Origin of the sequence: Salinispora vitiensis (assembly GCF_000378825.1) — a bacterium.
GTDB lineage: Bacteria > Actinomycetota > Actinomycetes > Mycobacteriales > Micromonosporaceae > Micromonospora > Micromonospora vitiensis.
Window position 1 is genome coordinate 1,739,982 of record NZ_KB900388.1, and the last position, 20,564, is coordinate 1,760,545.

The window sequence follows — 20,564 nt, forward strand, 5'->3', positions numbered from 1 at the left end:
TTCCGGGCCCGACAGACGGTACACGTGATTCATTCCCGTTTGGGGGGTGACCGGGGTCACGGTGGTGGCGGAATCCCGGCGGGCGTCGCGGCGTTACACCTTGCGTACGGCCGTGGAGGTGTCCCGCTCGGGCGGGTGACGCCGGGTGCGGGTCGCCGGGAATGGTGGTGGCCGGGCGGTCGTTACATCTGGACCCGGCGCCGTGTGTGCCCCCTGTGAGGCCCTGCGGTCGCCGACCCCCTCTTCTTTCTTTCTTTGAGCGCCGGACGGTGCTTGCACCCCTCTTTTGCCGCCTGATCCCCCCTTTTTCGGGCGTGTGGGGTGTCGACCCCCGAATGGAGCAACCCCCATGAACACGATTCTGCGTCGTAGTGTCCTTGGTATCGCTGGTCTGGCCCTGTCCACCGGTGTCGTCGCCGGCCCCCTGGCCACCCTGACCGACACCACCCCCGCAGCGGCTGCCGCTGCGGTGCGGGCCGACAAGCCCGACATGGACACGCTGATCCCGCACGGCACCCAGGGTGAGCAGTCGCGCATCGACCTGGGTGACGAGCAGACCGGCAACGTGAAGGCCATCATCGAGGCCACCAAGAAGGCCGGCATGGACGAGCGCGCCGCCGTCGTGGCCATCGGTACCAGCTTGCAGGAGTCGAAGCTGGAGAACCTGGGACACCTGGGTGACCGTAACGACCACGACTCGCAGGGCCTGTTCCAGCAGCGCCCCTCCTCCGGTTGGGGCAGCGTGGAGCAGATCACCGACCCCGAGTACTCCACCACCGCCTTCCTCAAGGGTTTGAAGCAGGTCGAGGGCTGGCAGGAACTGCCCCTGACCGAAGCCGCCCAGAAGGTCCAGGTGTCGGCGTACCCGTTCCACTACGCCCAGTGGGAAACCCAGGCCGCCGACCTGGTGGCCGAGCACTGGACCAGCTGACCCCACCGCACACCACAAACCCCCACCCGAAGACCTGATCCACACCAAGGGGGAAAGAAACTGTTGGCCGGCACCCGAACCAGGGTGCCGGCCAACAGCCGTCTCTGGGCGAACAGCGACCGGTGACCAGCACCGTCCCCTACGCTTGCGCTCATGGGCCGCCTGCGCCGACTCGCCGAGGCGACACCGGCGAGCCGGAACCGCTACCTCGACCTGCTCCGGGCCCTCGCCATCATCATGGTCGTTCTCGGTCACTGGAGCGTCGTGGACATCGGGCACGACGCCTCCGGGCAGCCCACCGCGCGCTCCGCGCTGCCCGACCTGCCCTGGGCCTACCCACTGACCTGGGCGGTCCAGGTCATGCCGATCTTCTTCCTGGTCGGCGGGTACGCCAACGCCGCGTCCCTGGCCTCGCACCGCCGTCGCGGCGGGGACGCCACCGGCTGGCTGCTCGGCCGCAGCGCCCGCCTGCTCCGACCCACCAGCATGCTGATCCTCATCCTCGCCGCCGCCGGCCTCACCGCCCGGCTCGCCGGGGCCGACCCGTCGTTGGTCCGGACCGTGGTCTACTTCGCCACCATCCCGCTGTGGTTCCTCGCCGCGTACCTCCTCGTGGTGCCGCTGACCCCGGTGATGTACGCGCTGCACCGGCGATACGGGCTCCTCGTACCGGTGGCGCTGGCCGCCCTGGTCGCGGCGGGGGACCTGACCCGCGAGCTCGGTCTGCACGACGCCGCCCTGCCGAACTACCTCTTCGGCTGGCTGGCCATCCACCAGCTCGGCTTCGCCTGGTACGACGCGGACAAGAAAGACGCTGACACCGCGGCACCGCGCGGTCGCTCGACGGGGCTCCGCACCCGGCGGCTACCGCTGTCCCGGCGGGCCGGTTGGACGGCGCTGCTCGGCGGGCTGGCGGTGGCGGTGCTGCTGACCGGCCCCGGCCCGTACCCGGTCAGCATGATCAACATTCCGGGTGAGCGGCTGAACAACGCCGCCCCGCCCAGCCTCGCGCTACTGGCGGTGAGCACCGCACAGCTCGGGCTCCTCCTGCTGCTGCACCGGCCGGCGCAGCGCTGGCTACGCCGCGACCGCCCCTGGATGGCGGTGATCGCGGTGAACAGCGTCGTCCTGACGGTCTTCCTGTGGCACCTGAGCGCGGCGATCCTGGCGATCGGCGCCCTGGACGCGGTGGGACTGCTGCCGACCCCGACCGCCGGCACGGCCGCCTGGCTGGCCTGGCGGATCCCCTGGGTCCTGATCCTCGGTGTGTTCCTGGCCGTCCTAGTCGCCATCTTCGGTCCGATCGAGGCACGCACCGGCCGCCCCCCGGCCGCCCGGGGGCCCGCCGCGCCATCGGACGACCGGGCGGAGCACCACTGGCGGGTCACGGGCCGCGGCGTGCTCGCCGTCGCCGCCTTCGTCGCCGTCGTCGCCGCGCTCGTCATCAACGCGACCGCCCCACGGGACGCCCCGCTGCTGCTCGGGCTGCCCGTCCCGGCGCTGGTGGCCTACCTGGCCGGGGCGGGCACCCTGCGGCTACTCAGGTCTGGGTGGGGAACCCCAGGTTGACCCCACCATGTCGGGGGTCCAGCCAACGGCTGGTGACCACCTTGCCCCGGGTGAAGAAACGCACCCCGTCCTCCCCGTGCGCGTGCAGGTCGCCGAAGAGCGAGGCCTTCCAGCCGCCGAAGGAGTAGTACGCCATCGGCACCGGGATCGGCACGTTGATCCCCACCATGCCCACCTCCACCTCGTGCTGGTAGCGCCGGGCGGCGCCGCCGTCGTTGGTGAAGATGGCCGTCCCGTTGCCGTACGGGTTGGTGTTGACCAGGTGGACGGCCTCCTCGTACGAACCGACCCGGACCACCGACAGCACCGGGCCGAAGATCTCGTCGGTGTAGACCGACATCTCCGGGGTGACCCGGTCGAACAGGGTCGGCCCCAACCAGTAGCCGTTCGGGTCCCCGTCCGGACGCACGTCCCGCCCGTCCACCACCGGCACCGCGCCCGCCGCCACGCCCGCCTCGACGTACGAGCGCACCCGCTCGGCGTGCGCGGCGGTGACCAGCGGGCCCATGTCGCAGCCGCGCCGGCCGTCGCCGGTGCGCAGCCCCGCCATCCGCTCGGCGATCTTCGCGACCAGCGCGTCCGCGACCGGCTCCACCGCGACCAGGGCCGAGATCGCCATACAGCGCTCCCCCGCCGACCCGAACCCCGCGTTCACGGCGGCGTCGGCGGCCAGGTCCAGATCCGCGTCGGGGAGCACCACCATGTGGTTCTTCGCCCCGCCGAGGGCCTGCACCCGCTTGCCTGCCAGCGACGCCCGCTGGTGCACGTGCCGGGCGACCGGCGTGGAGCCGACGAACGACACCGCCCGCACCGCCGGATGATCCAACAGGGCGTCCACGGCCTCCTTGTCCCCGTTAACCACGTTGAGCACCCCCGGCGGCAGGCCCGCCTCGGCGAACCACTCCGCCAGCAGCAGCGCCGCGCTCGGGTCCTTCTCGCTGGGCTTGAGCACCACCGCGTTGCCAGTGGCCACCGCGACCGGCACGAACCAGAGCGGCACCATCACCGGGAAGTTGAACGGGCTGATCACCGCCACCACCCCGAGGGGCTGGCGCAGGTTGTAGGAGTCCACCTCGGTCGAGACGTTCTCGCTGAACCCGCCGCGCATCGCCGCGGGGATGCCGCAGGCGTACTCGATCACCTCCAGCCCGCGCTGCACCTCACCGGCGGCGTCGGCGAGCACCTTGCCGTGCTCCGCGGTGATCACCTCGGCGAGCCGCTCGCGCCGGGCGTGGACCAGCTCCCGGAAGGCGAAGAGCACCGCCGTGCGCCGCGACAGGGAGGCGTCCCGCCAGCTCCGCGCGGCCCGGTCGGCGGCCTCGACCGCTGCCGCCACCTCCGCGGCGGAGGCCAGCTCGACCTCCGCGGTACGCGCGCCGGTGGCCGGGTCGAAGACGTCGCCGCGACGCACCGCCGTGCCGGTGAGCAGCTTGCCGTCCACGAAGTGCCCGATGAGATTCATGCCGCCACCTCCGCCGCGGTCCCGCCGACCCGGATCGCGTCCACCAGAATTGCCAGGCCCTCCCGGGCCTCCTCCTCGGTCAGGGTCAACGGCGGGCCCATCCGCACCACGTTCCCGTACAGGCCGCCCTTGCCGACGAGCAGGCCACCGGCCCGGCACGCCTCGAACACCTGGATCGCGCGCCCGGGGTCCGGGTCGGCGGTGCCCGGAAGGACGAACTCGACACCGAGCATCAGCCCCTTGCCGCGTACCTCGGCGACCCCGGGGAGCCCGCCGACCGCTGCGCGCAGCCCCTCGTTGAGGATCGTGCCGACCCGGTCCGCGTTGGCCTGCAGATCGTTGTCGAGCACGTAGTCGAGCACGGCGTTGCCGGCGGCGGCGGAGATCGGGTTGCCGCCATAGGTGGAGAAGCTGATCGCCGGCACCGACTCGACCACCTCGGCCCGCCCGACCACGCCGGCGAGCGCGAACCCGTTGCCGACGCCCTTGGCAAAAGTGATCATGTCTGGGGTCACGCCGTGGGCCTGGTAGCCCCAGAAGTGCGTGCCGGTCCGCCCCCAACCGGTCTGCACCTCGTCCGAGATGAGCAGGATGCCGTGCTCGTCGAGCACCTTGCGCCAGCCGGCGAGCAGCCCGTCCGGGCCGTGCACGAATCCGCCGACGCCCTGAATCGGCTCGGCGATCAGGCAGGCGACATCACCCGAGGTCTGGGTAGCCAACACCTCCCGCAGATCCTCCACCGCCGCGTCGATCCGGTCCGCCTCGGGCAGCCGGGCCAGCAGGCCCCGCAGCCGCTCCCCCGAGTGCAGCCAGGCCACCTGCAACGGGTTCAGCGGGCTCGCCGACCAGCCCCGGTTGCCGGTGACCCCGATGGTCGCGTACGACCGGCCGTGATAGCTGTTGCGTACGGCGAGGATCTGGTGCGAGCGCCGATAGTTGGTGGCCATCAGCAGCGCGGCCTCGTTGGCCTCGGTGCCGGAGTTGGTGAAGAAGACCCGCGCGTCCGGGATGCCGGACAGCCGGGCCACCTTCTCGGCCAGCTCCACCTGCTGCCGGATCAGGTAGAGCGTCGAGGTGTGCACGATCCCGGTAGCCAGCTGGCCCTCCACCGCCGCGCGGATCTCCGGAATGTCGTAGCCGATGCTGTTGGTCAGCACGCCGCCGAAGAAATCCAGGTACGTGCGGCCCTGCGCGTCGGTGACCCGGCGCCCCTGCCCGGCGACGAGTTCGAGCGGTTCGTCGTAGTAGAGCGGCATCCAGGACGGGAGCACCGCCCGGTGCCGGGCCAGCAGATCGTCGGTGATCATAGTGACACCTCTCAACGAAGCGGGTGATGACGGCACGCTCTCACCACCGTGCACCGCGAACAACTGGCACCGTGTAGCGTCACCGCACCGTCCACCTGACACCACGTCAACGAGATGCTCCGATGGATTGATCAAGCAGCTTCATCGAGGACCTGCGTCACCATTAGTTCCACAAACACCGTGGTGCCGTGGGTACGCGAGAGAGGCCGTGCGGTACCTGGCCGACCCGCTCAGCGTTGAACGGGCTCGCCGGGGCACCCGGGCGGGCGACCGCCCGGGTCGAGCCTTGGTGCCGGTCCCGCTGGCGGGGCAGCTCGACAGCGAAACTAACCCTGGTTCCACTGGCGGCCAGCAGCATTGGCACCCGCCGCCCTGGCCGCTGCCCGGCCCACGCTTCCGACCGCTCCCCTTTAGAGCACCTGCTAGCCTGTGCCGATGATCATGCGGAGCGAAATGCCGTGAGCAGGAAGCGGGTACACCTGTCGGCGGGCACGTCACCGGGATGCAGCCTCGCCCTACCCGGAGGAATCGTCATGGCACCGATCACCGCAATGGTGATGGTGGGTATGGTCAATGGGGTACGGGAGTTTTTCACCAATGGCGACTTCAGCCTGGGAAACATCCTCCTCCACGTCGTTTACATCATCATCCTGGGCGCCCTGCTCTACATGACGGGTGCCATGACCTGGTTATTCCTCCGCGTAGGCAGATACAAGATCTGGCTCAGGGGCACGATCCTCATCGAGCGACGCATCCTGTTACGCCGCCGTATCGATCTACGTAGCGCCAAGGTGGAGTTGCGCCCCAGGACCGAGAACCAAAACCAGCTCTTTTTGGTGGCCATCGACCAACAGTCGAGCAAAAGCCTTGATCTCCTGATTCAGGATAGCCACATATCGTTACCCGCGTCCGAGCTCACCGCTCTAGCGCAGGCAATCCTCGCCGATCCCGACCACAGGCCACGCGCAAGCCACGACCAGGCAGCAGCCAGGACTGTAGCGGACAAGCTCCGTGAGCTCGCGACCGCCGACACGGCAGATCGGGTAGGGGCGGTTGCAGCCGAAAGGGCGGAGGCCTCACCCACCGTCGAGGGTGAGGGAACACGCGCATGATCCGGCTATTCCGCCGACTCCGCCGCCGCCGGCCCGCACGGTTGGACGCCGTCGGTCCTGCTGCCCGGTAACGCGACGCGGGCCGGCGCCTACTCAGCTGCACAACCAGCCATACGCCGGGCTGCTCACCCACGACCTACTCGGAGCACCACGAATCGCAAGGTAAACCCCGCAATGATGGAGGCCCCTACCTGCCTGGTCAACCCGGAGGTAGGGACCTCCTGATGGGAGATTTTTATCGCTCCCGCCGCTTTTTCAGTTCTCCATCGACAACCATGAGAACCCCACCGATTACGACTACTCCACTCGAAGCAACGAAAAGCCAGGTTATCCCACCTCCATTTAAAACCAGATGGACGGTCCCGAAGGCACCCCCGGCCAATGCGAGGGTCCTGGCAACGTGGTTCAGTCGTCCCATTACACGCTCCTCTTCGGTCGTGCGGACTACCCTCAATAGAAGTATGCGGAGTTTAGACCCGGGGCAATGCCGAGCGGTGTGCACGGGGGCTCACGCCACGGCGACGCTTGAAGGCGGTGCTGAGCGCGAAGGAACTGCCGTAGCCGACCCGACGGGCGACCGCGCCGACGGTGGCGTTCGGCTCGCGAAGCAGGTCGGCGGCGAGGCTCAACCGCCAGCCGGTCAGATAGGACATGGGCGGTTCACCAACCAGTGCGGTGAACCGCCGGGCAAACGCCGCCCGGGAGACTCCGGTTTCGGCGGCCAGGGACGCCACGGTCCACGGCCGGGCCGGGTCGTGGTGCAGCATTCGCAGGGCGGGGCCGACGACCGGGTCGCTGTTCGCCTGGTACCAGCCGGGGGCCTCGGCACCAGGACGGGTGAACCACTCCCGCAGCACCGCGATGAGCAGCAGGTCGAGCAGCCGGTCCAGGACCGCCTCCTGACCGGGGTCGTCCTTGACGATCTCGGCGGCCAGCAGTGGGATCAATGGAGAGTCCCAGGAGTCGCCGGGCACGACGAGCAGCGGCGGTAGTGCGGTCAGCAGCCGTTGGCCGACCTCACCCCGCATCGGGTACGCACCGGTCAGCAGCATCGTCGGGCCGTCCGCGCTGTTGCCCCAGGTCCGCACCCCCCACTCGCTCATTCCGCAGAGTTCCCCGCCATCCGGGCCGGTGCAGCGTTGACCGGGATGGATGACGGCCTGCGGTGCCGTGGAGAGGTCGTCGGCGACCCGGTACGGGGCGGGGCCGCGGACGATCGCGGTGTCCCCCGGGTTCAGCCGGACCGCCGTACCCTCCTCCGGCGCGACCCAAGCGCCACCTCGGACCAGGGCCACCAGGGTGAGGGGCGCCTCGTCCCGGATCGCCAGGGACCACGGCGGGGTCAGGACCGAGCGCAACAGGAAGGCCCCCTGGGCTCGGGGCCCATCAAGGAGAGATACCACCGCATCCACGTAGACGATTGAACACAAGCGTGCGCGGAATAGCTATGTCCCGTCTCGGGCTGGCGCACTTCACTGGGCGTATGACAGACCAACGAAAGCAGCAGCGCACCCTGGTCCTCGGCGGTACCGGCAAGACCGGTCGACGCATCGTGGCCCGGCTGCGGGGTCAGGGCGTACCGGTGCGGGTTGGTTCCCGCACCGCCCGACAGCCCTTCGACTGGACCGACCCGGCGACCTGGGCACCGACCCTGCGGGACGTGAACGCCGTCTACCTCTCCTACCACCCGGACCTCGCCGAGCCGGGCGCGCTGAAGACGGTCGCCGCGTTCACCGATCTCGCGGTGTCGGCCGGGGTCTCCCGGCTGGTGCTGCTCTCCGGGCGCGGGGAGGAGATTGCCCGGTCCGCCGAGGAGCACGTCCAGGCCGCCGGGGTGGAGTGGACGGTCCTGCGGTCGAGCTGGTTCAACCAGAACTTCAGCGAGGACTACCTCCTGGAGCCGGTCCGCGGCGGTGAGGTCGTTCTCCCGGTCGGGGCCGTACCCGAGCCGTTCGTGGACGCCGATGACATCGCCGAGGTGGCCGTGGCGGCACTCACCGGCCACGGGCACGCCGGGCAGCTCTACGAGCTGACCGGGCCCCGGCTGCTCACCTTCGGCGCGGCGGTCGCCGACATCGCCGCCAGCACGGGTCGGACGATCAACCTCGTGCAGGTCTCCCCGGAGGAGTACGCGGACGGCCTCGCCGCCGCCGGCGTCCCGGCCGGCACGATCGAGTTGTTGACGTACCTCTTCACGACCCTGCTGGACGGGCGCAATGCCCGGCTGAGCGACGGTGTTACGCGGGCCCTCGGCCGGCCGCCCCGCGACTTCACCGACTACGCCACGAGCACCGCGGCCACCGGCGTCTGGGGCGGGGCGTAACCTGCGGTGCCATGCGGATCGACTCGGGCCACGCCGCTGAGGACAGCGGCCCTGAGTCGATCCGCGTGGATCCAGCGGCGGAGTCGCCGCCAGGGTCAAGCGGCGAAGCCACCGTCCACAGCGATGGCGGCACCAGTGACATAGCGACCAGCGTCACCCGCGAGGTGGGCGACGGTCGCGGCGACGTCCGACGACTGGCCGAAACGACCGAGTGCGGTGAAGCTCTGCTGCACATCGGCGCCCTCGGCGTCGGCGGGGTTCATGTCGGTCTCCGTCGGCCCGGGATGGACCAGGTTGGCGGTTATCCCCCTGGCACCCAGCTCGCGGGCCAACGACCTGGTCAGGCCGATCAACGCGGTCTTACTCGTCGAATAAAGCGAGACACCGGGGAGCGGCACCCGCTCGGCCAGGCAACTGCCGATATTGATGATCCTTCCGCCTTCGGTCATGTGCCGTACCGCCGCCTGGGACGCCACGAAGGGTGCCCGAACATTGACGCTCAACACGCGGTCGATGTCCTCCAGTGACATGTCTTCGACCAGACCACGCACCAGAATCCCCGCGTTGTTGACCACGATGTCGAGCCGCCCGAACTCCGCGACGGCCTGATCCACGGCCGTGCGCACAGCAGTCGGGTCTGCACTGTCAGCCTGGACCGCCCAGGCCCGGCGCCCCAGCGCCTTGATCCGGTCGACGACATCCGCCGCGCGCTCCGCACTGTCCCGGTAGGTCAACGCGACGTCGGCGCCATCCGCTGCCAGCCTCAGCGCCACGGCCTCGCCGATGCCACGGCTGCCGCCGGTCACGAATGCCACCTTGCCGCCAAGTACCGCACTCATGTTCGCTCATCTCTCCTGTCGTGTTCGTGAACAAAGTTAGGTTCACATGCTGCGGGCAGGGAGTCTGGCGGCAATCCGACGTCGCGTTTCGGCCGAGAAGTGCCGAGCACCACCCCTTAACGCGACGTGGCGTCTTCGTCTTCCAGATAGGCCGCGGCGGTCCATGCCACCACCGGGTCGCCGTCGCGGGACAACCGTCGTAGCACGGGCTGCGCGACGGTGCGGGGCAGCTCCAAGATGGCCTGGGTGAGGCGGCTGCGGGCGGCGGAGTCCGCGGTGGGGGCGGCGAGTTGGTCGACGAGCGCACTCACGATCCGGTCAGCGCGGGCTGGTTCCGTGGCCAGGGCACCCAGGTGCTCGGCCGCCTCGACGTCGTGCCCGCCCTCGACCACCAGGTCAACGAGGGCGGGCACGGCCGCCACCTCGCCGTGGGCGCCCAGTGCCAGGGCCGCGTGTCGGCGGACCGTCGGGTCCGGGTCGTCGAGGGCGTCCACGAGCACCGCGGTCGCCTCGTCACCGGTCAACTCGGCGATCGCCTGAATCGCGCGGCGGCGGATGTCCACGTTCTCGGAGCGGGCGCCGGATGTCAGGGTTGCCAGGGCGTCGCCGTCCGCCCGTCCGAGCGCCCAGCGCAGCGCGCCGGCCACATTCGGGTCGGCTTCGGCGAGGACCGCGCCGGCCAGCAGCTCGGCGGGGACCCGCACCTCCGCGGCGGGGGCCAGCGCGCTCCGCTGGCGCAGAGCGGCGCTGGGTGAGTCGAGCCCGGTGATGAGTTCGGTGATACGCAGGACGTCCGCCCATCCGGTGGGCGACGTGTCGGCGACCATACGCAGCCGGTCGAGTAGCTCCCGTTCCCGGTCCAGCCGTTCTTCGGTCCGGCGGATGAGGTCGTGGACCAGACCGGCGGGCGTGCAGGCGGGGTCCTGGAGCGCCCGGGCGATCTGGCGCAGCGACAGCCCCAGTGATCGCAGGCCCTCCACGTGGAACAGCCGCCGTACGTCCTCGTCGGAGTATTCGCGGTAGCCACCCGAGGTGCGACCGGTCGGTCGTACCAGCCCCAGCGAGTCGTAGTGCCGAAGCATGCGGGTGCTCACTCCGGAGCGGCGGGCCACGTCGCCGATCAGCATGGCGGTGCCTTCTCCCTCCCCACCGGGTCCAGCTTGTCGGCGGCGAGCCGTCGCGCCTCCTCGGCGAGTTCGTCGTAGTCGGCCTCCGGGTCGCGTAGCAGCAGCAGCGTGGCGTGGGCGTGTTCCCGCGTCGTCGGCTCCGGGCTGTCGACGCTGGCGGCGAGGGCCGACAGGGCCGCCGTACCGAGGCCGACCAGTGCCTGACTGAGGCTCAGCCGCACGTCCCGGCCCCCGCGACCAAGCTGGCTGACCAGCTCCGCGGCCAACGCCTCCTCCTGCTCTTCGGGGACGAGAGCGACAGCGGCCCGCCAGGCGGTCCGCGCGACCTCGTCGTCGGGGTCGCGCAGCAGGGTCCCGGTGATCAAGGGGTACACGCTCGAGTTGTTGATCTTGGATAGTGAGTGCAGGGCCTGACTACGAGCCTGGGCCTGCTCAGACGTCAGCTCGGCGCGGAGCCTGGGTAGCGTGAACGCCTCCGGCAGGCGGGTGAGTGCCCAGGTGAGCATGTCCCGCACATAGAAGTCCGGCTCGACCGCGCACCGCCGCACCAGCGCGGTGACAACACTCGGGTCGGGGTGCCTGCCGAGCAGCATGGCCGCCCGCAGCCGGGTTGACGACGCCTCGGCGCTCAGGGCCGCCACCGCGCGGCGGGTGTTCTGGACCGGGTTCATGGGTAGTACCACCTCCCGGCACAGTCAAGACCTTGTCACGGTGTCAAGGTCAAACGGATCGGTCGAGCCGCCTCGGCTTCACCTGGAAACTGTGACAGGCTGCCGCCGGCACACCCGGACGAGGAGGTGCGGTGACGAAGCAGCCGAGATCGGTGCTGATGCTCTCCCTCGGCGGCACGATCGCCATGACCGGCGGCGCTGGCGGCGTCGTGCCGACCCTCACCGCCGAAGACCTCATCGCCGCCGTCCCCGGTGCCGCCGACACCGACATCGACGTACAGGTCCAGACCTTCTGCCAGCTGCCGAGCGCCTCCCTGCGCCTCGACGAACTCACCGCGCTCGCCGCCCTGATCGCCGAACGCACCACCACCGGCGACGTGGACGGCGTCGTGGTCACCCAGGGCACCGACACCATCGAGGAGACCGCCTACCTGCTCGACCTGCTGCACGGTGGCGACGCGCCCATCGTGGTGACCGGGGCGATGCGCAACCCGACCCAGGCCGGTGCCGACGGGCCGGCCAACGTCCTCGCCGCGATCCACACCGCCGCCAGCCCCACCGCCCGCGGCCTCGGCGCGCTGGTGGTCTTCGTCGACGAGATCCACGCCGCGCGGTACGTCCGCAAGACGCACTCCACCAGCGGCGGCACCTTCCGCTCGCCGAACGCCGGCCCGCTCGGCCGCGTCGTCGAAGGCGCGGTTCGGCTGCTCGCCTACCCGCCCCACCGGCTGACCGTGCCGCTGGCTGCGGTCACCCGAACACCCCGGGTCGGGCTGCACACCGTCACCGTCGGCGACGACGGAGCCCTGCTGGCCGGCGCCGAGCGCCTGGACGGTCTCGTCGTGGCCGGCTTCGGTGTCGGCCACGTACCCCAACTGCTCATCAACCAGCTCACCGCCCTCGCGGCGACGATCCCGGTCGTGCTCACCTCCCGCATCGGCGCCGGCCCGGTCCTGGAAGCCACCTACGCCTTCCCCGGCTCGGAGAGCGACCTGCGGCAGCGGGGACTGATCGGCGCGGGCTTCCTCGACAGCTACAAGGCCCGTATCCTGCTGCACACCCTGCTCGCCGCCGGCGCCGACCACGACATCATCGCCGCCGGATTCGCCGCCGCCGGTGGCACCGGAGAGCCCGCCCACTGGCCCTGGGCCCAGCACCCCTGACGTCGGGCGGATGCGATAAAGGGATGGCTCACCGCTTACTCCTTTATGGAATGAGCAGACGCTGATCAACCTTGGTATGATCATCTGGATGAGCCCCGTACGACTCGAAACCCCCAGGTTCCGATCCGGAAACCAGCCGGCAGGCACTACCGGAAAGACATCGGTCCGATGACGACCGACTCCCGAGTGCACGTCGAGCCTGGCACAGACGTGCACTCACCGGATCACACAATTCGGATCATCGCCTCGCCCGACGGGCAGGTGGATGTGCGGGTACGGAGTCTGCACCGCCACACCGAGGAGTCGCTGGCCCGGCAGGTACGGGCAGCGGCCCGGTTGGCCTTGGCCCACCTGCAACAGCCGGCCCAGGATGACCAGTCTGGTCAGGACCTGCGCCGCCCTGGCTGGAGGTGAGTAGCCGGTGGGAAGAAAGCGGCTGATAGCAGTTACCACGGTCGCTGCCCTGGGTCTGGGAGTCATCGGATTGTGGCAGTGGGCACCGTGGAGCGAGCGAGCCGCGTTGCCGTCCTGCGACGAAGTGGCCGCGATGCTGCCGGACACGGTACCCGGATCGTGGACGGTGACGCACACCCAGCCGGACCCGAGCCATCTCCTGGTTTGCGAGTTCGACTTAGCCTCCGCCGACCAGGCGTACACCGGCGAGGTTCGGATAAGCATTATTGATGGTGGCGATGCCGCAACGCTACAAAAAATGGTCATGGGCAGCCCCTGCTATGGCAGAGAGATCCCTTTTCCGGGTGCCGAGCGGTACCGGATAGCGAGATCCTGCTTGGATCTGATTAACGACAAGGTGTTCGCCACTGTCTACGCAGTCTCGGAGTGGCGCTACACCCACGTCAGCGCCTCGTTTGCCGGCCCTGACCGGCCGGAAGAACAGACCGTCTCCTACACCAACGCCACCGTGCAGCGGATCGCCAACCTCACGATGACCCTGACGACTACGGACGAGGGAACCCGGTGAACAGTCTGACCCGATACTTCGCTGATGTGGGTCGCATCCGGGCCGTCGGTCTCTCCACCAACCAATGGGTGGAAGTTGTCCGCCATCACGATGGAGATCTTGACGTGCGCATCCGCCCCGGCCTGCTGCGCCGCTGCACCGAAGAGGAGGTCGCCGCCGAGATCCGCACCGCGCTGATAGCTGCGGTCGCCGACCATCGACGGCAGTACCAACAACTCCGGATCGACTACTTCGGCTCGTCGCTGGGCGTCGAGGAGTTCACGCCGCCCCAGCCCTCGGATAGCCAGGAGCAGACGCGGTGAATACCGACATCTCCGCCCTTACCGTTGAGACGCAGGCCCTGGTGGCCTTCGGTCGGGAACGCTACGAGGATGGCACCACCTACAGCGCCATCCGCCGCTATCTCACCGACATCGGATCCGTGCCCCGCTCGGCGTGGGGCACTCTCGAGGGCATCTCCGACCGGCTCCACCGAGACTGGGCTGACGCACTCAGCTACCGGACCGCCGAGGCTGATCAGGCCCGTGACGAGATGGAACGAATGGCCGACGGGCTACTCCAGATCGCGGCGGACTACGAAGGCACCGACCTACAGGTGGCAACCACTTTCGACGTAGTCAACCGGGACCTGCAGCCCTACCTGCCCCTCGGTGCCGGCTACGGCAACCCGATCCGTGTCCGCGCCGGCGGAGCCGGGATCATCGCACCGCCACCAAGTCGGCCGCAGCCGGGCGACACCCCCATCCTGGCGATCCCCGACGACAACGAACGGCTTGCCGCCACCCGCGCCGAGACGCTGCCCCACACCCGGGTCGTCGAAGAACCGCTGACGATCTATAGCGACTTCAGCTTCGAGGGCGGGCGCACCACCTACTACGAGAACGGCAGTGGCGACCAACTCGACACCTTCATCAAGGAACATCGGAGCACGCTGCTGCAACTCGAGGGTCTCCTGATCCGGCTGGGCACCGGTGACCTACTTCCGCTGACCGATCTCATGATCCATGCCTGGCGATCGGTGCCTCCGATCATTCACAACCGTGCCGACCTGATCCACTCTGTCGCCAACACCTACAGCGAACTGTCCGCCGAGATGGCCGGCGAGGCGGCCAACCTCAAGCTCTACTGGGAAGGCAGCGCTTCCCAAGCCTTCACCCAGTACGCCGGCCGCGCGACGACCTACCTCACCCAACTCGAGGCGCAGGCCCGCTGGCTGGCCGACGAAGGCACACGCGCCGCCACCATGCTCGAGGGCCTCCGCAACGCCTACGCCGCCCTCGGCTACGAACACATCAGCACCCTCATCACTGCCCTGGACAGCTACCTCGATGCCGTCAACAGTCCCTTCTCCGCCTGCACCAACCCGGAGGAGGCATTTCTCAATGTCGTGCGGGGCTTCACCGACTTTCTAATCAACGCGGAAGCCCGGCATGCAGACGCCATGGCCAACCTCATCCGGGTTGAGGAGCAGGAACGCAAGGAACGCCCAAACCTCGGCACCCGCAGCCACGATGCGACGCCGTTCCCGGCCACCGAGGTCGGTGCCAGCGCGTGGACCGACCGCATCACCTGGACACCCCGACCGGACCGGCCCACCGTCTGACCAACCAGCACTCAGCTCGAATTCGCCACGCAACCCCGTCCAACCCCCTGAGGGCTTCCGCATCGCCGCCGCTCCGGTCGCCGTGGCGGGCATATGAACCTCCTCAGTCCAGCCGTACGCACTGGTCGACCCGACCTGAACCCAGGCTGGGTCAAGAGGTCCGCCGCCTGGCGGGGCAGCCGGTTACGTGATTCCTTTGTCAGATTTTTGACAACTGAAACCGGGGGTAACACTATCAAGTAGAGTGTGACGCCTGACATAAGACGTCGGGCGTCCACCAGAGATAGTTCGCTGGTCTTTGTCATCTAAAGACGTGGCTAGCCGGAGCATTCGGACGTTACATCCTCAGAAGGGTGTAGGCGATTTGGTTGCGAAGCAGGTCTACGGCCGCCTAGATGCTGTGACATTGGTTCGGGCCCTGATGGAACGACCTCTCAACGAAGGCGGTCGCCCCACCACCACAAGGTCTCCGGTAATTGTCCTCGAAGCCCCGGCCGGTGGCGGCAAAACAGCCCTACTGGAGGCGATGGCTGAACTACTTCATCAGCGCGTACCCTACGCTTTTGTTGATCTGGCCACGGTTACCACCCGAGCCGACCGCGACGCCACTGTCACCAATCTCCTGTCCGCGCTCGCCTTCGAACTGTCACGCAGGTGCAACAAATACGGAACACTTCGCTTTCCTCGGTTCGTTGTCGGTCAACTCGTGATGAGACTCGACCTGTCCCGCGACGATCCTGGCTTGGCCCGTAAGCAGGCAACCGACGCGCTGAAGGCGCACCGCCGCCTCGACCAGATGCTCGATATTTTGGAGGAGGCGGCTGGCACGGCAACCGGCCTCACACCGATTCAGCCCCAAATACCGAGCAGCATGGTGCGTGGAACCCTTTCACTGCTGGTGGACGGCATGACCCGATGGCTCCCCCGGCTCACCCTCGGCCGCTTCCAGGACTGGTACGGCCACCGTGACCGTGGGCTCCAGGATGACCCGATCAGCACACTGGTTGGGCTGAATCGCTGGGCTCACTCCCACGCCATTGGGGGTGCTCAACAGCGCATCGACAACCTGATGTCAGCGGCCTTTCTCGCCGACCTTCGACATGGGTTCGCCAGTAGCCGGCGAAGTGTGGGGTGGTCGCTCAACTGTGTCGCCCTGCTGGACAATGCCGACTCTGACCTGGCCCGCGACCTTCTCGAAACACTGGTTCGGGTACGCAGCGACGACCTCGATCACGGCTACGCCGTTCCCGACCCACTCACGGTCGTCGCCACGAGTAGGGGACGCCTCCTCGCCAAGGTCAACCGCGCCGACCAGGTAGCGCTGTCCATACCATTGGTCGATAGCTACAAGGCCCTCGACCGGCGGGTACAGCCGTGGTGGCTGCGGTGCCGGCTAGACGATCTCACCGTCGACGAGGTCAACCTCATGGTGACGGATCTGTCGCTGGACCGCGACGATGATCATCAACTCGCGGCCCTGATCCACCAGTTCACCGGGGGTCACCCAGGGGCGACCCGGATCATGCTTGAGGCGATCACCGCCATCACTACCCGGTGGCGGTCGCTGGCCGAGGTACTCGACGGCGATTCCGGCGGGGTAACAGTGGAGGAACGGCTACTACAGCTCTTCCTGGACGGGGTCCCCGACGAGGCGAGAGAGGATCTCATCACCTGCTCGGCGGCGCGCAGCCGGCACCACGCCATCGAACTGGCGGTCAGACGGCGGGACCTTTTCACCGCGCCGGATCTGGTCATCGGCGAGTTGCGGGAGTCACCGATGTGGCTCCTTCGGGACGAGTGGGGTCCCACCGTACTGCGCCGGCTGCTGCTGCGCCGGCTGGCCGGGCGGCGGGATGGGGCAGCGACCTGGTCGGTGGTCCACCGCTGGCTACGAGAGGCAAGCCCGCTCGAGCACCGGGACGAGCGGGACACCCGTACCGCTCTCACAGCCGAGCTCGCCTACGCCCTCGCGGACGGCGACATCGAATTCGTGACTCGCAAACTCGATCAACACGCGGTGGGTCGTGCCACGACCTGGCTGGCAATGGTGGAGGCCGTGACGTCGGTACCCGGTCGGTTGGACCCGTACGTCGAGCACACCGTGCAGGCGCGTGGCTTGACCAGCTGGCTCGGGTCCGGCGACGAACGGCAGGTGGCCTGCATCGCCGGGCTGGTGGCCCGGTTGTGGATCGCCGCCGACCCGTTCCGCGACACCGGCCGCCGCGGATTACACCGGCAGATAGCCCGGGACTATGACGAGTTAGCGCTCTATCACCCGGAATGGGACGACGAGCTGTACGCGCAGAAAAACTGCCACCAGCAGTTGGCTCGGGTCTGGAGCGCCGGGCTGCACCAGAAGGAGACACCGTGACCAGGTCGCCCATCGCGCGTGTCCGGCCGGACATCTTCGAGCCACCCACCACGCCGCTGGAGAGAAGGCGGCGCAGTCGCAGGCGTATCGCCGCTGTCCTGGCCCTGGTGATCGTCGCGCCGAGTCTGCTGTGGGGCGGAACCCTCGCGTACCGGGATCTGTCCTGCGGACCAATCGGTAATGGGATTTCCCGAGTCGACGGGCAGTGCGTCGGAGTAACCGACGGATCCTTTGTCTTCCATCCGTACATCGAACAGATACAACAGAAAATCAGGAAGGAAAACGAGAAGGTACGCAATGGCGGGTACGGCAATCTGCCCTACGTGCGAATTGCCGTACTGATGCCCATGACGTCGGACGACCGCAGCGCGCTGACAATGGCCCGGATTCGGTACAGCCTGCAGGGGGCGTACGCGGCGCAGCGGCGGGCCAACGGCGGGGCGGACGACGGGTTCGGCGACCCGACACCGCTGATCCAGTTGTTGCTAGCCAACGAGGGCAGCAACCAGCAACAGTGGCGTCCGCCGGTCAGCCGGTTGATCAGCATGACCACGGGGGCGCACCCGCTGGTTGCGGTGGTCGGTCTGGGAGTGAGCGTTCCCGCGACGCAACTCGCGGCCGAGGAGCTGTCGAGACATCAGGTGGCCACGGTCGGTGCGGTACTCACCGCGGACACGTTGCGGGCGGACAGCTTTGTTCAGGTTTCGCCGCCTAACGGCCAATACGCACTGGCGTTGAGAAATTATCTCGACCAGGAGTACCCCGAGGGTCACAGCGATCGTCGCCGAGGAATCGTGGTCTACGACCAGAACTCCGACATGTACACCCGGACGCTCCGGGAGGCGTACGAGCAACACCTGGAAGACTTCATGGTCGAAGGTCCCGCACAGCAGTTCAACGGAATTCTGAACGAGGAGGAGCCCGTTCCACTATTCGACCACGTCAGCACGCAGGTCTGTGCAGCGAAAGCAGTCCGGATCTTCTACGCCGGTCGAGCGAAGGAACTAAAGAATCACTTTATTCCCAGCCTCGCCAGGAAACACTGCGCCGACCGTGAGGAAAATAATGAACAACTAACCATCATGCTCGGCAGCACCGGCCTGTCCTCACTCCGGGACGAAGAGACCGTGGACCTGCTCAAGCGGCACCGAATTCGAGTTGTCTACGCATCATCAATCGACTCTGACGGCTGGAACGGACGCGCCGACGAAGTGTTGGGAAACGAGCAGGAGGATGGGTTACCAGATGTGCTTACTGGTATGCCGGTCGGGTACCCGAGCTTCTACCAGAAGCTGCACGCACTGTTTTCCATCCAGGAGGCCGACGACGCGCTCGTCGACGGCTACGCGGCGATGCACCATGATGCGGTCGCCACGGCTGTCCTCGCGACCCGGCAGGCAGCTCGAGAACGGAAGGAATCCGTCCCCACCCACAAGCATGTCGCGTCGGCACTGTGGAAACTCAACATCCTCGGCGAGGTTCCAGCGGCTGGCGGGACCCTGAGCTTCAGCCCGGAAGGGCTGGGCTGGCCCAGCGGCAAACCCATTCCGATCCTTTCGATCCCACCAGACGCACAGCCACCCCTGCCAACATCGGAGCCCTACATCACCTGAGGTGTCGAACTCGACCCCGTTCCTCGACAGCGGGTGGTCCGGCAGCACCGGGCCGAGCCACGACGGTAGAGCTCCTCGGCCTCAGTCGGCGGTGTCGCGGACCGCCTGGGCGAAGACCTCGGAGCGGTGCTCGAAGTTCCGGAACCGCCCGTAGCTCGGCGCCGCCGGTGACAGCAGCACCACCCCGCCGGCCGGTGTGACCCGGCGGGCCCGCCGAACCGCCTCGACCAGATCGCCGGTGACCTCGCACCGGACCTTCGGCAACCCGTCCAGCGCGGCGACGATCCGCGCCCCGCTGTCCGGTACGCCGATCACGGTGATCTCCCGCTCGGCGAGGTGATCGCGCAGCGGCGTGTAGTCCAGGCCCCGGTCGGCACCGCCGACGATCACGGTGAGCGCCCGCCCGTCGTACGCGTCGATCGCGTGCATGGCCGCGTACGGGCTGGTGGCGAGGGTGTCGTCGACGAAGGTGAGACCGGACGGGTCAACGATCTCGGTGAGCCGGTGGGCGAGCCCCTGGAACCCGGCGACGGCCGCCGCCAGGGTGTCCCGGCGGGCGAGCAGGTCGACGCCGAGCACGTCGAGTACGGCCAGCGCCACGCAGAGGTTGCCCTCGTTGTGCCGTCCGACCAGCGGCAGTACCGCCCGGGGGAAGAGCGGCTGGTCACCGAGGTGGAACCAGGGCGTACCGTCGGGGCCGCCCGCCACCTGGGTGGTGTCGGGGGTGCCGGCTCGCACCACGGGCCGGTCACCGAGTTCGGCGGCGAGCCGGGGGTCGGCGCCGTTGACCACGACGGTTTCCGGGCCGTGGGCCAGCAGGTTGAGCTTGTCGCGGTAGTACTCCCGTTCGCCGCCGTGGGCGTCCAGGTGTTCGGGGAAGAGCGCGGTCACCACGGCGACGCGGGGTGAGTCGGTCAGGTCGCTGCACTGGTAGCTGGAGAGCTCCAGGACGTAGAGGTCGGCCGCGGGCAGGTCCAGCGTCGGCACCCCGATGTTGCCGCCGAAGACGTTGGGCTGGTCCACCGCGGCGAGCAGGTGGCTGATCAGGCTGGAGGTGGTGCTCTTGCCCTTGCTGCCGGTGACGCCGACGGTGCGGGCGGCGTGGTCGGCCATCCAGAGCGCGGTGCCCTGGGTGACCGGCACCTGGCGCCGCCGCAGCTCGGCCAGCCACGGGTGGGTGTTCGGCACGCCCGGCGAGCGGACCACCACGTCGGCGGCGGCCAGCCGTTGCGCCCCCGCGTCGCCAGTGACCAACGGTGCCGCCGTCGCCAGGAATCCGTCCCAGGGCGGGCTGACCGTCGAGCCGCCGTCGTCCACGGCGACTAGGTCCGCCGGGCCGTGCGCGGCGATCGCGGTCACCGCCGCTCGTCCCTCCCGGCCGGTCCCCCAGACCGCGACTTTGCGTCCGCGCAGGTCAGACAGGCGCACTGGCTCTCCCTCGGAATATCGACGACGTCGGTGGGCGGTCCGGGCGCACTCGGGCACGGCGGA

At 68.6% G+C, this 20,564-nt stretch carries 18 protein-coding genes; 11 read left to right on the forward strand and 7 right to left on the reverse strand.

Annotated features, from left to right (window positions below):
- Nucleotides 1-349 precede the first annotated feature (349 nt).
- Both SALPAC2_RS0108100 and SALPAC2_RS0108105 read left to right on the forward strand, forming a co-directional pair.
- Complete coding sequence (locus SALPAC2_RS0108100; RefSeq protein WP_018216157.1) at nt 350-931, forward strand: hypothetical protein; 582 nt, start codon at nt 350-352, stop codon at nt 929-931.
- Nucleotides 932-1,084: 153 nt separating this feature from the next.
- The gene (locus SALPAC2_RS0108105) at nt 1,085-2,500 is read left to right on the forward strand and encodes an acyltransferase family protein (RefSeq protein ID WP_018216158.1); all 1,416 of its coding nucleotides are present in this window, start codon (nt 1,085-1,087) and stop codon (nt 2,498-2,500) included.
- Here SALPAC2_RS0108105 and SALPAC2_RS0108110 read toward each other — a convergent pair.
- The gene (locus tag SALPAC2_RS0108110; RefSeq protein ID WP_018216159.1) at nt 2,472-3,962 is read right to left on the reverse strand and encodes a CoA-acylating methylmalonate-semialdehyde dehydrogenase; all 1,491 of its coding nucleotides are present in this window, start codon (nt 3,960-3,962) and stop codon (nt 2,472-2,474) included. The two genes, SALPAC2_RS0108105 and SALPAC2_RS0108110, sit on opposite strands and share 29 nt — an antisense overlap.
- Nucleotides 3,959-5,269 (reverse strand): aspartate aminotransferase family protein, encoded by a 1,311-nt coding sequence (locus SALPAC2_RS0108115; protein WP_018216160.1) that lies wholly within the window; start codon nt 5,267-5,269, stop codon nt 3,959-3,961. The genes SALPAC2_RS0108110 and SALPAC2_RS0108115 overlap by 4 nt, the downstream gene beginning before the upstream one ends.
- Before the next feature lie 533 nt (nt 5,270-5,802).
- Between SALPAC2_RS0108115 and SALPAC2_RS0108120 the strand changes: the two genes are divergently transcribed.
- Entirely contained in the window at nt 5,803-6,381 is a 579-nt protein-coding gene (locus tag SALPAC2_RS0108120) for a hypothetical protein (protein WP_018216161.1), read from the forward strand.
- A gap of 470 nt (nt 6,382-6,851) precedes the next feature.
- Here the strand turns inward: SALPAC2_RS0108120 and SALPAC2_RS0108130 are convergent, their stop codons facing one another.
- Nucleotides 6,852-7,793 carry an AraC family transcriptional regulator gene (locus SALPAC2_RS0108130; protein WP_026184527.1) on the reverse strand — a complete coding sequence of 314 codons (942 nt, stop codon included), beginning with the start codon at nt 7,791-7,793 and terminating at the stop codon, nt 6,852-6,854.
- 71 nt (nt 7,794-7,864) lie between these two features.
- Between SALPAC2_RS0108130 and SALPAC2_RS0108135 the strand changes: the two genes are divergently transcribed.
- Nucleotides 7,865-8,704, forward strand: coding sequence for an NAD(P)H-binding protein (locus SALPAC2_RS0108135; RefSeq protein WP_026184528.1), 840 nt, complete (start codon nt 7,865-7,867; stop codon nt 8,702-8,704).
- Between the two features lie 95 nt (nt 8,705-8,799).
- Here the strand turns inward: SALPAC2_RS0108135 and SALPAC2_RS0108140 are convergent, their stop codons facing one another.
- From SALPAC2_RS0108140 to SALPAC2_RS0108150, 3 genes are all read right to left on the reverse strand, one after another.
- Nucleotides 8,800-9,543: a 3-oxoacyl-ACP reductase family protein gene (locus SALPAC2_RS0108140; protein ID WP_018216164.1), complete on the reverse strand. Its 744-nt coding sequence runs from the start codon at nt 9,541-9,543 to the stop codon at nt 8,800-8,802.
- Nucleotides 9,544-9,659: 116 nt separating this feature from the next.
- A complete protein-coding gene (locus SALPAC2_RS0108145) occupies nt 9,660-10,670 on the reverse strand; it encodes a MerR family transcriptional regulator (protein WP_018216165.1) in 1,011 nt (336 codons plus the stop codon).
- A complete protein-coding gene (locus SALPAC2_RS0108150) occupies nt 10,664-11,341 on the reverse strand; it encodes a HEAT repeat domain-containing protein (RefSeq protein WP_018216166.1) in 678 nt (225 codons plus the stop codon). Before SALPAC2_RS0108150 ends, SALPAC2_RS0108145 begins: the two co-directional genes overlap by 7 nt.
- A 131-nt stretch (nt 11,342-11,472) precedes the next feature.
- Here SALPAC2_RS0108150 and SALPAC2_RS0108155 point away from each other — a divergent pair, with 131 nt between their 5' ends.
- The 7 genes from SALPAC2_RS0108155 to SALPAC2_RS0108185 all read left to right on the forward strand — a co-directional run bounded on the left by SALPAC2_RS0108155 (nt 11,473) and on the right by SALPAC2_RS0108185 (nt 19,073).
- Entirely contained in the window at nt 11,473-12,504 is a 1,032-nt protein-coding gene (locus SALPAC2_RS0108155; RefSeq protein WP_018216167.1) for an asparaginase, read from the forward strand.
- 168 nt (nt 12,505-12,672) lie between these two features.
- Nucleotides 12,673-12,918 (forward strand): hypothetical protein, encoded by a 246-nt coding sequence (locus SALPAC2_RS0108160; protein ID WP_018216168.1) that lies wholly within the window; start codon nt 12,673-12,675, stop codon nt 12,916-12,918.
- Nucleotides 12,919-12,925: 7 nt separating this feature from the next.
- Entirely contained in the window at nt 12,926-13,486 is a 561-nt protein-coding gene (locus SALPAC2_RS0108165; protein WP_026184529.1) for a hypothetical protein, read from the forward strand.
- Nucleotides 13,483-13,788 carry a hypothetical protein gene (locus SALPAC2_RS0108170; RefSeq protein WP_018216170.1) on the forward strand — a complete coding sequence of 102 codons (306 nt, stop codon included), beginning with the start codon at nt 13,483-13,485 and terminating at the stop codon, nt 13,786-13,788. The genes SALPAC2_RS0108165 and SALPAC2_RS0108170 overlap by 4 nt, the downstream gene beginning before the upstream one ends.
- Nucleotides 13,785-15,089 (forward strand): hypothetical protein, encoded by a 1,305-nt coding sequence (locus SALPAC2_RS0108175; RefSeq protein ID WP_018216171.1) that lies wholly within the window; start codon nt 13,785-13,787, stop codon nt 15,087-15,089. Before SALPAC2_RS0108170 ends, SALPAC2_RS0108175 begins: the two co-directional genes overlap by 4 nt.
- A 709-nt stretch (nt 15,090-15,798) precedes the next feature.
- A complete protein-coding gene (locus SALPAC2_RS0108180; RefSeq protein WP_018216172.1) occupies nt 15,799-17,460 on the forward strand; it encodes a hypothetical protein in 1,662 nt (553 codons plus the stop codon).
- Nucleotides 17,457-19,073 (forward strand): hypothetical protein, encoded by a 1,617-nt coding sequence (locus SALPAC2_RS0108185; protein ID WP_018216173.1) that lies wholly within the window; start codon nt 17,457-17,459, stop codon nt 19,071-19,073. Before SALPAC2_RS0108180 ends, SALPAC2_RS0108185 begins: the two co-directional genes overlap by 4 nt.
- Before the next feature lie 81 nt (nt 19,074-19,154).
- Here SALPAC2_RS0108185 and murD read toward each other — a convergent pair whose 3' ends face one another.
- A complete protein-coding gene (gene murD, locus SALPAC2_RS0108190; protein WP_018216174.1) occupies nt 19,155-20,501 on the reverse strand; it encodes a UDP-N-acetylmuramoyl-L-alanine--D-glutamate ligase in 1,347 nt (448 codons plus the stop codon).
- Nucleotides 20,502-20,564: the final 63 nt, after the last annotated feature.

Coding starts and splice junctions, on each gene's coding strand:
- SALPAC2_RS0108100 (WP_018216157.1), top strand. CDS start 350: ATGAACACGATTCTGCGTCGTAGTGTCCTTGGTATCGCTGGTCTGGCC.
- SALPAC2_RS0108105 (WP_018216158.1), top strand. CDS start 1,085: ATGGGCCGCCTGCGCCGACTCGCCGAGGCGACACCGGCGAGCCGGAAC.
- SALPAC2_RS0108110 (WP_018216159.1), bottom strand. CDS start 3,962: ATGAATCTCATCGGGCACTTCGTGGACGGCAAGCTGCTCACCGGCACG.
- SALPAC2_RS0108115 (WP_018216160.1), bottom strand. CDS start 5,269: ATGATCACCGACGATCTGCTGGCCCGGCACCGGGCGGTGCTCCCGTCC.
- SALPAC2_RS0108120 (WP_018216161.1), top strand. CDS start 5,803: ATGGCACCGATCACCGCAATGGTGATGGTGGGTATGGTCAATGGGGTA.
- SALPAC2_RS0108135 (WP_026184528.1), top strand. CDS start 7,865: ATGACAGACCAACGAAAGCAGCAGCGCACCCTGGTCCTCGGCGGTACC.
- SALPAC2_RS0108140 (WP_018216164.1), bottom strand. CDS start 9,543: ATGAGTGCGGTACTTGGCGGCAAGGTGGCATTCGTGACCGGCGGCAGC.
- SALPAC2_RS0108145 (WP_018216165.1), bottom strand. CDS start 10,670: ATGCTGATCGGCGACGTGGCCCGCCGCTCCGGAGTGAGCACCCGCATG.
- SALPAC2_RS0108150 (WP_018216166.1), bottom strand. CDS start 11,341: ATGAACCCGGTCCAGAACACCCGCCGCGCGGTGGCGGCCCTGAGCGCC.
- SALPAC2_RS0108160 (WP_018216168.1), top strand. CDS start 12,673: ATGACGACCGACTCCCGAGTGCACGTCGAGCCTGGCACAGACGTGCAC.
- SALPAC2_RS0108180 (WP_018216172.1), top strand. CDS start 15,799: ATGAGACTCGACCTGTCCCGCGACGATCCTGGCTTGGCCCGTAAGCAG.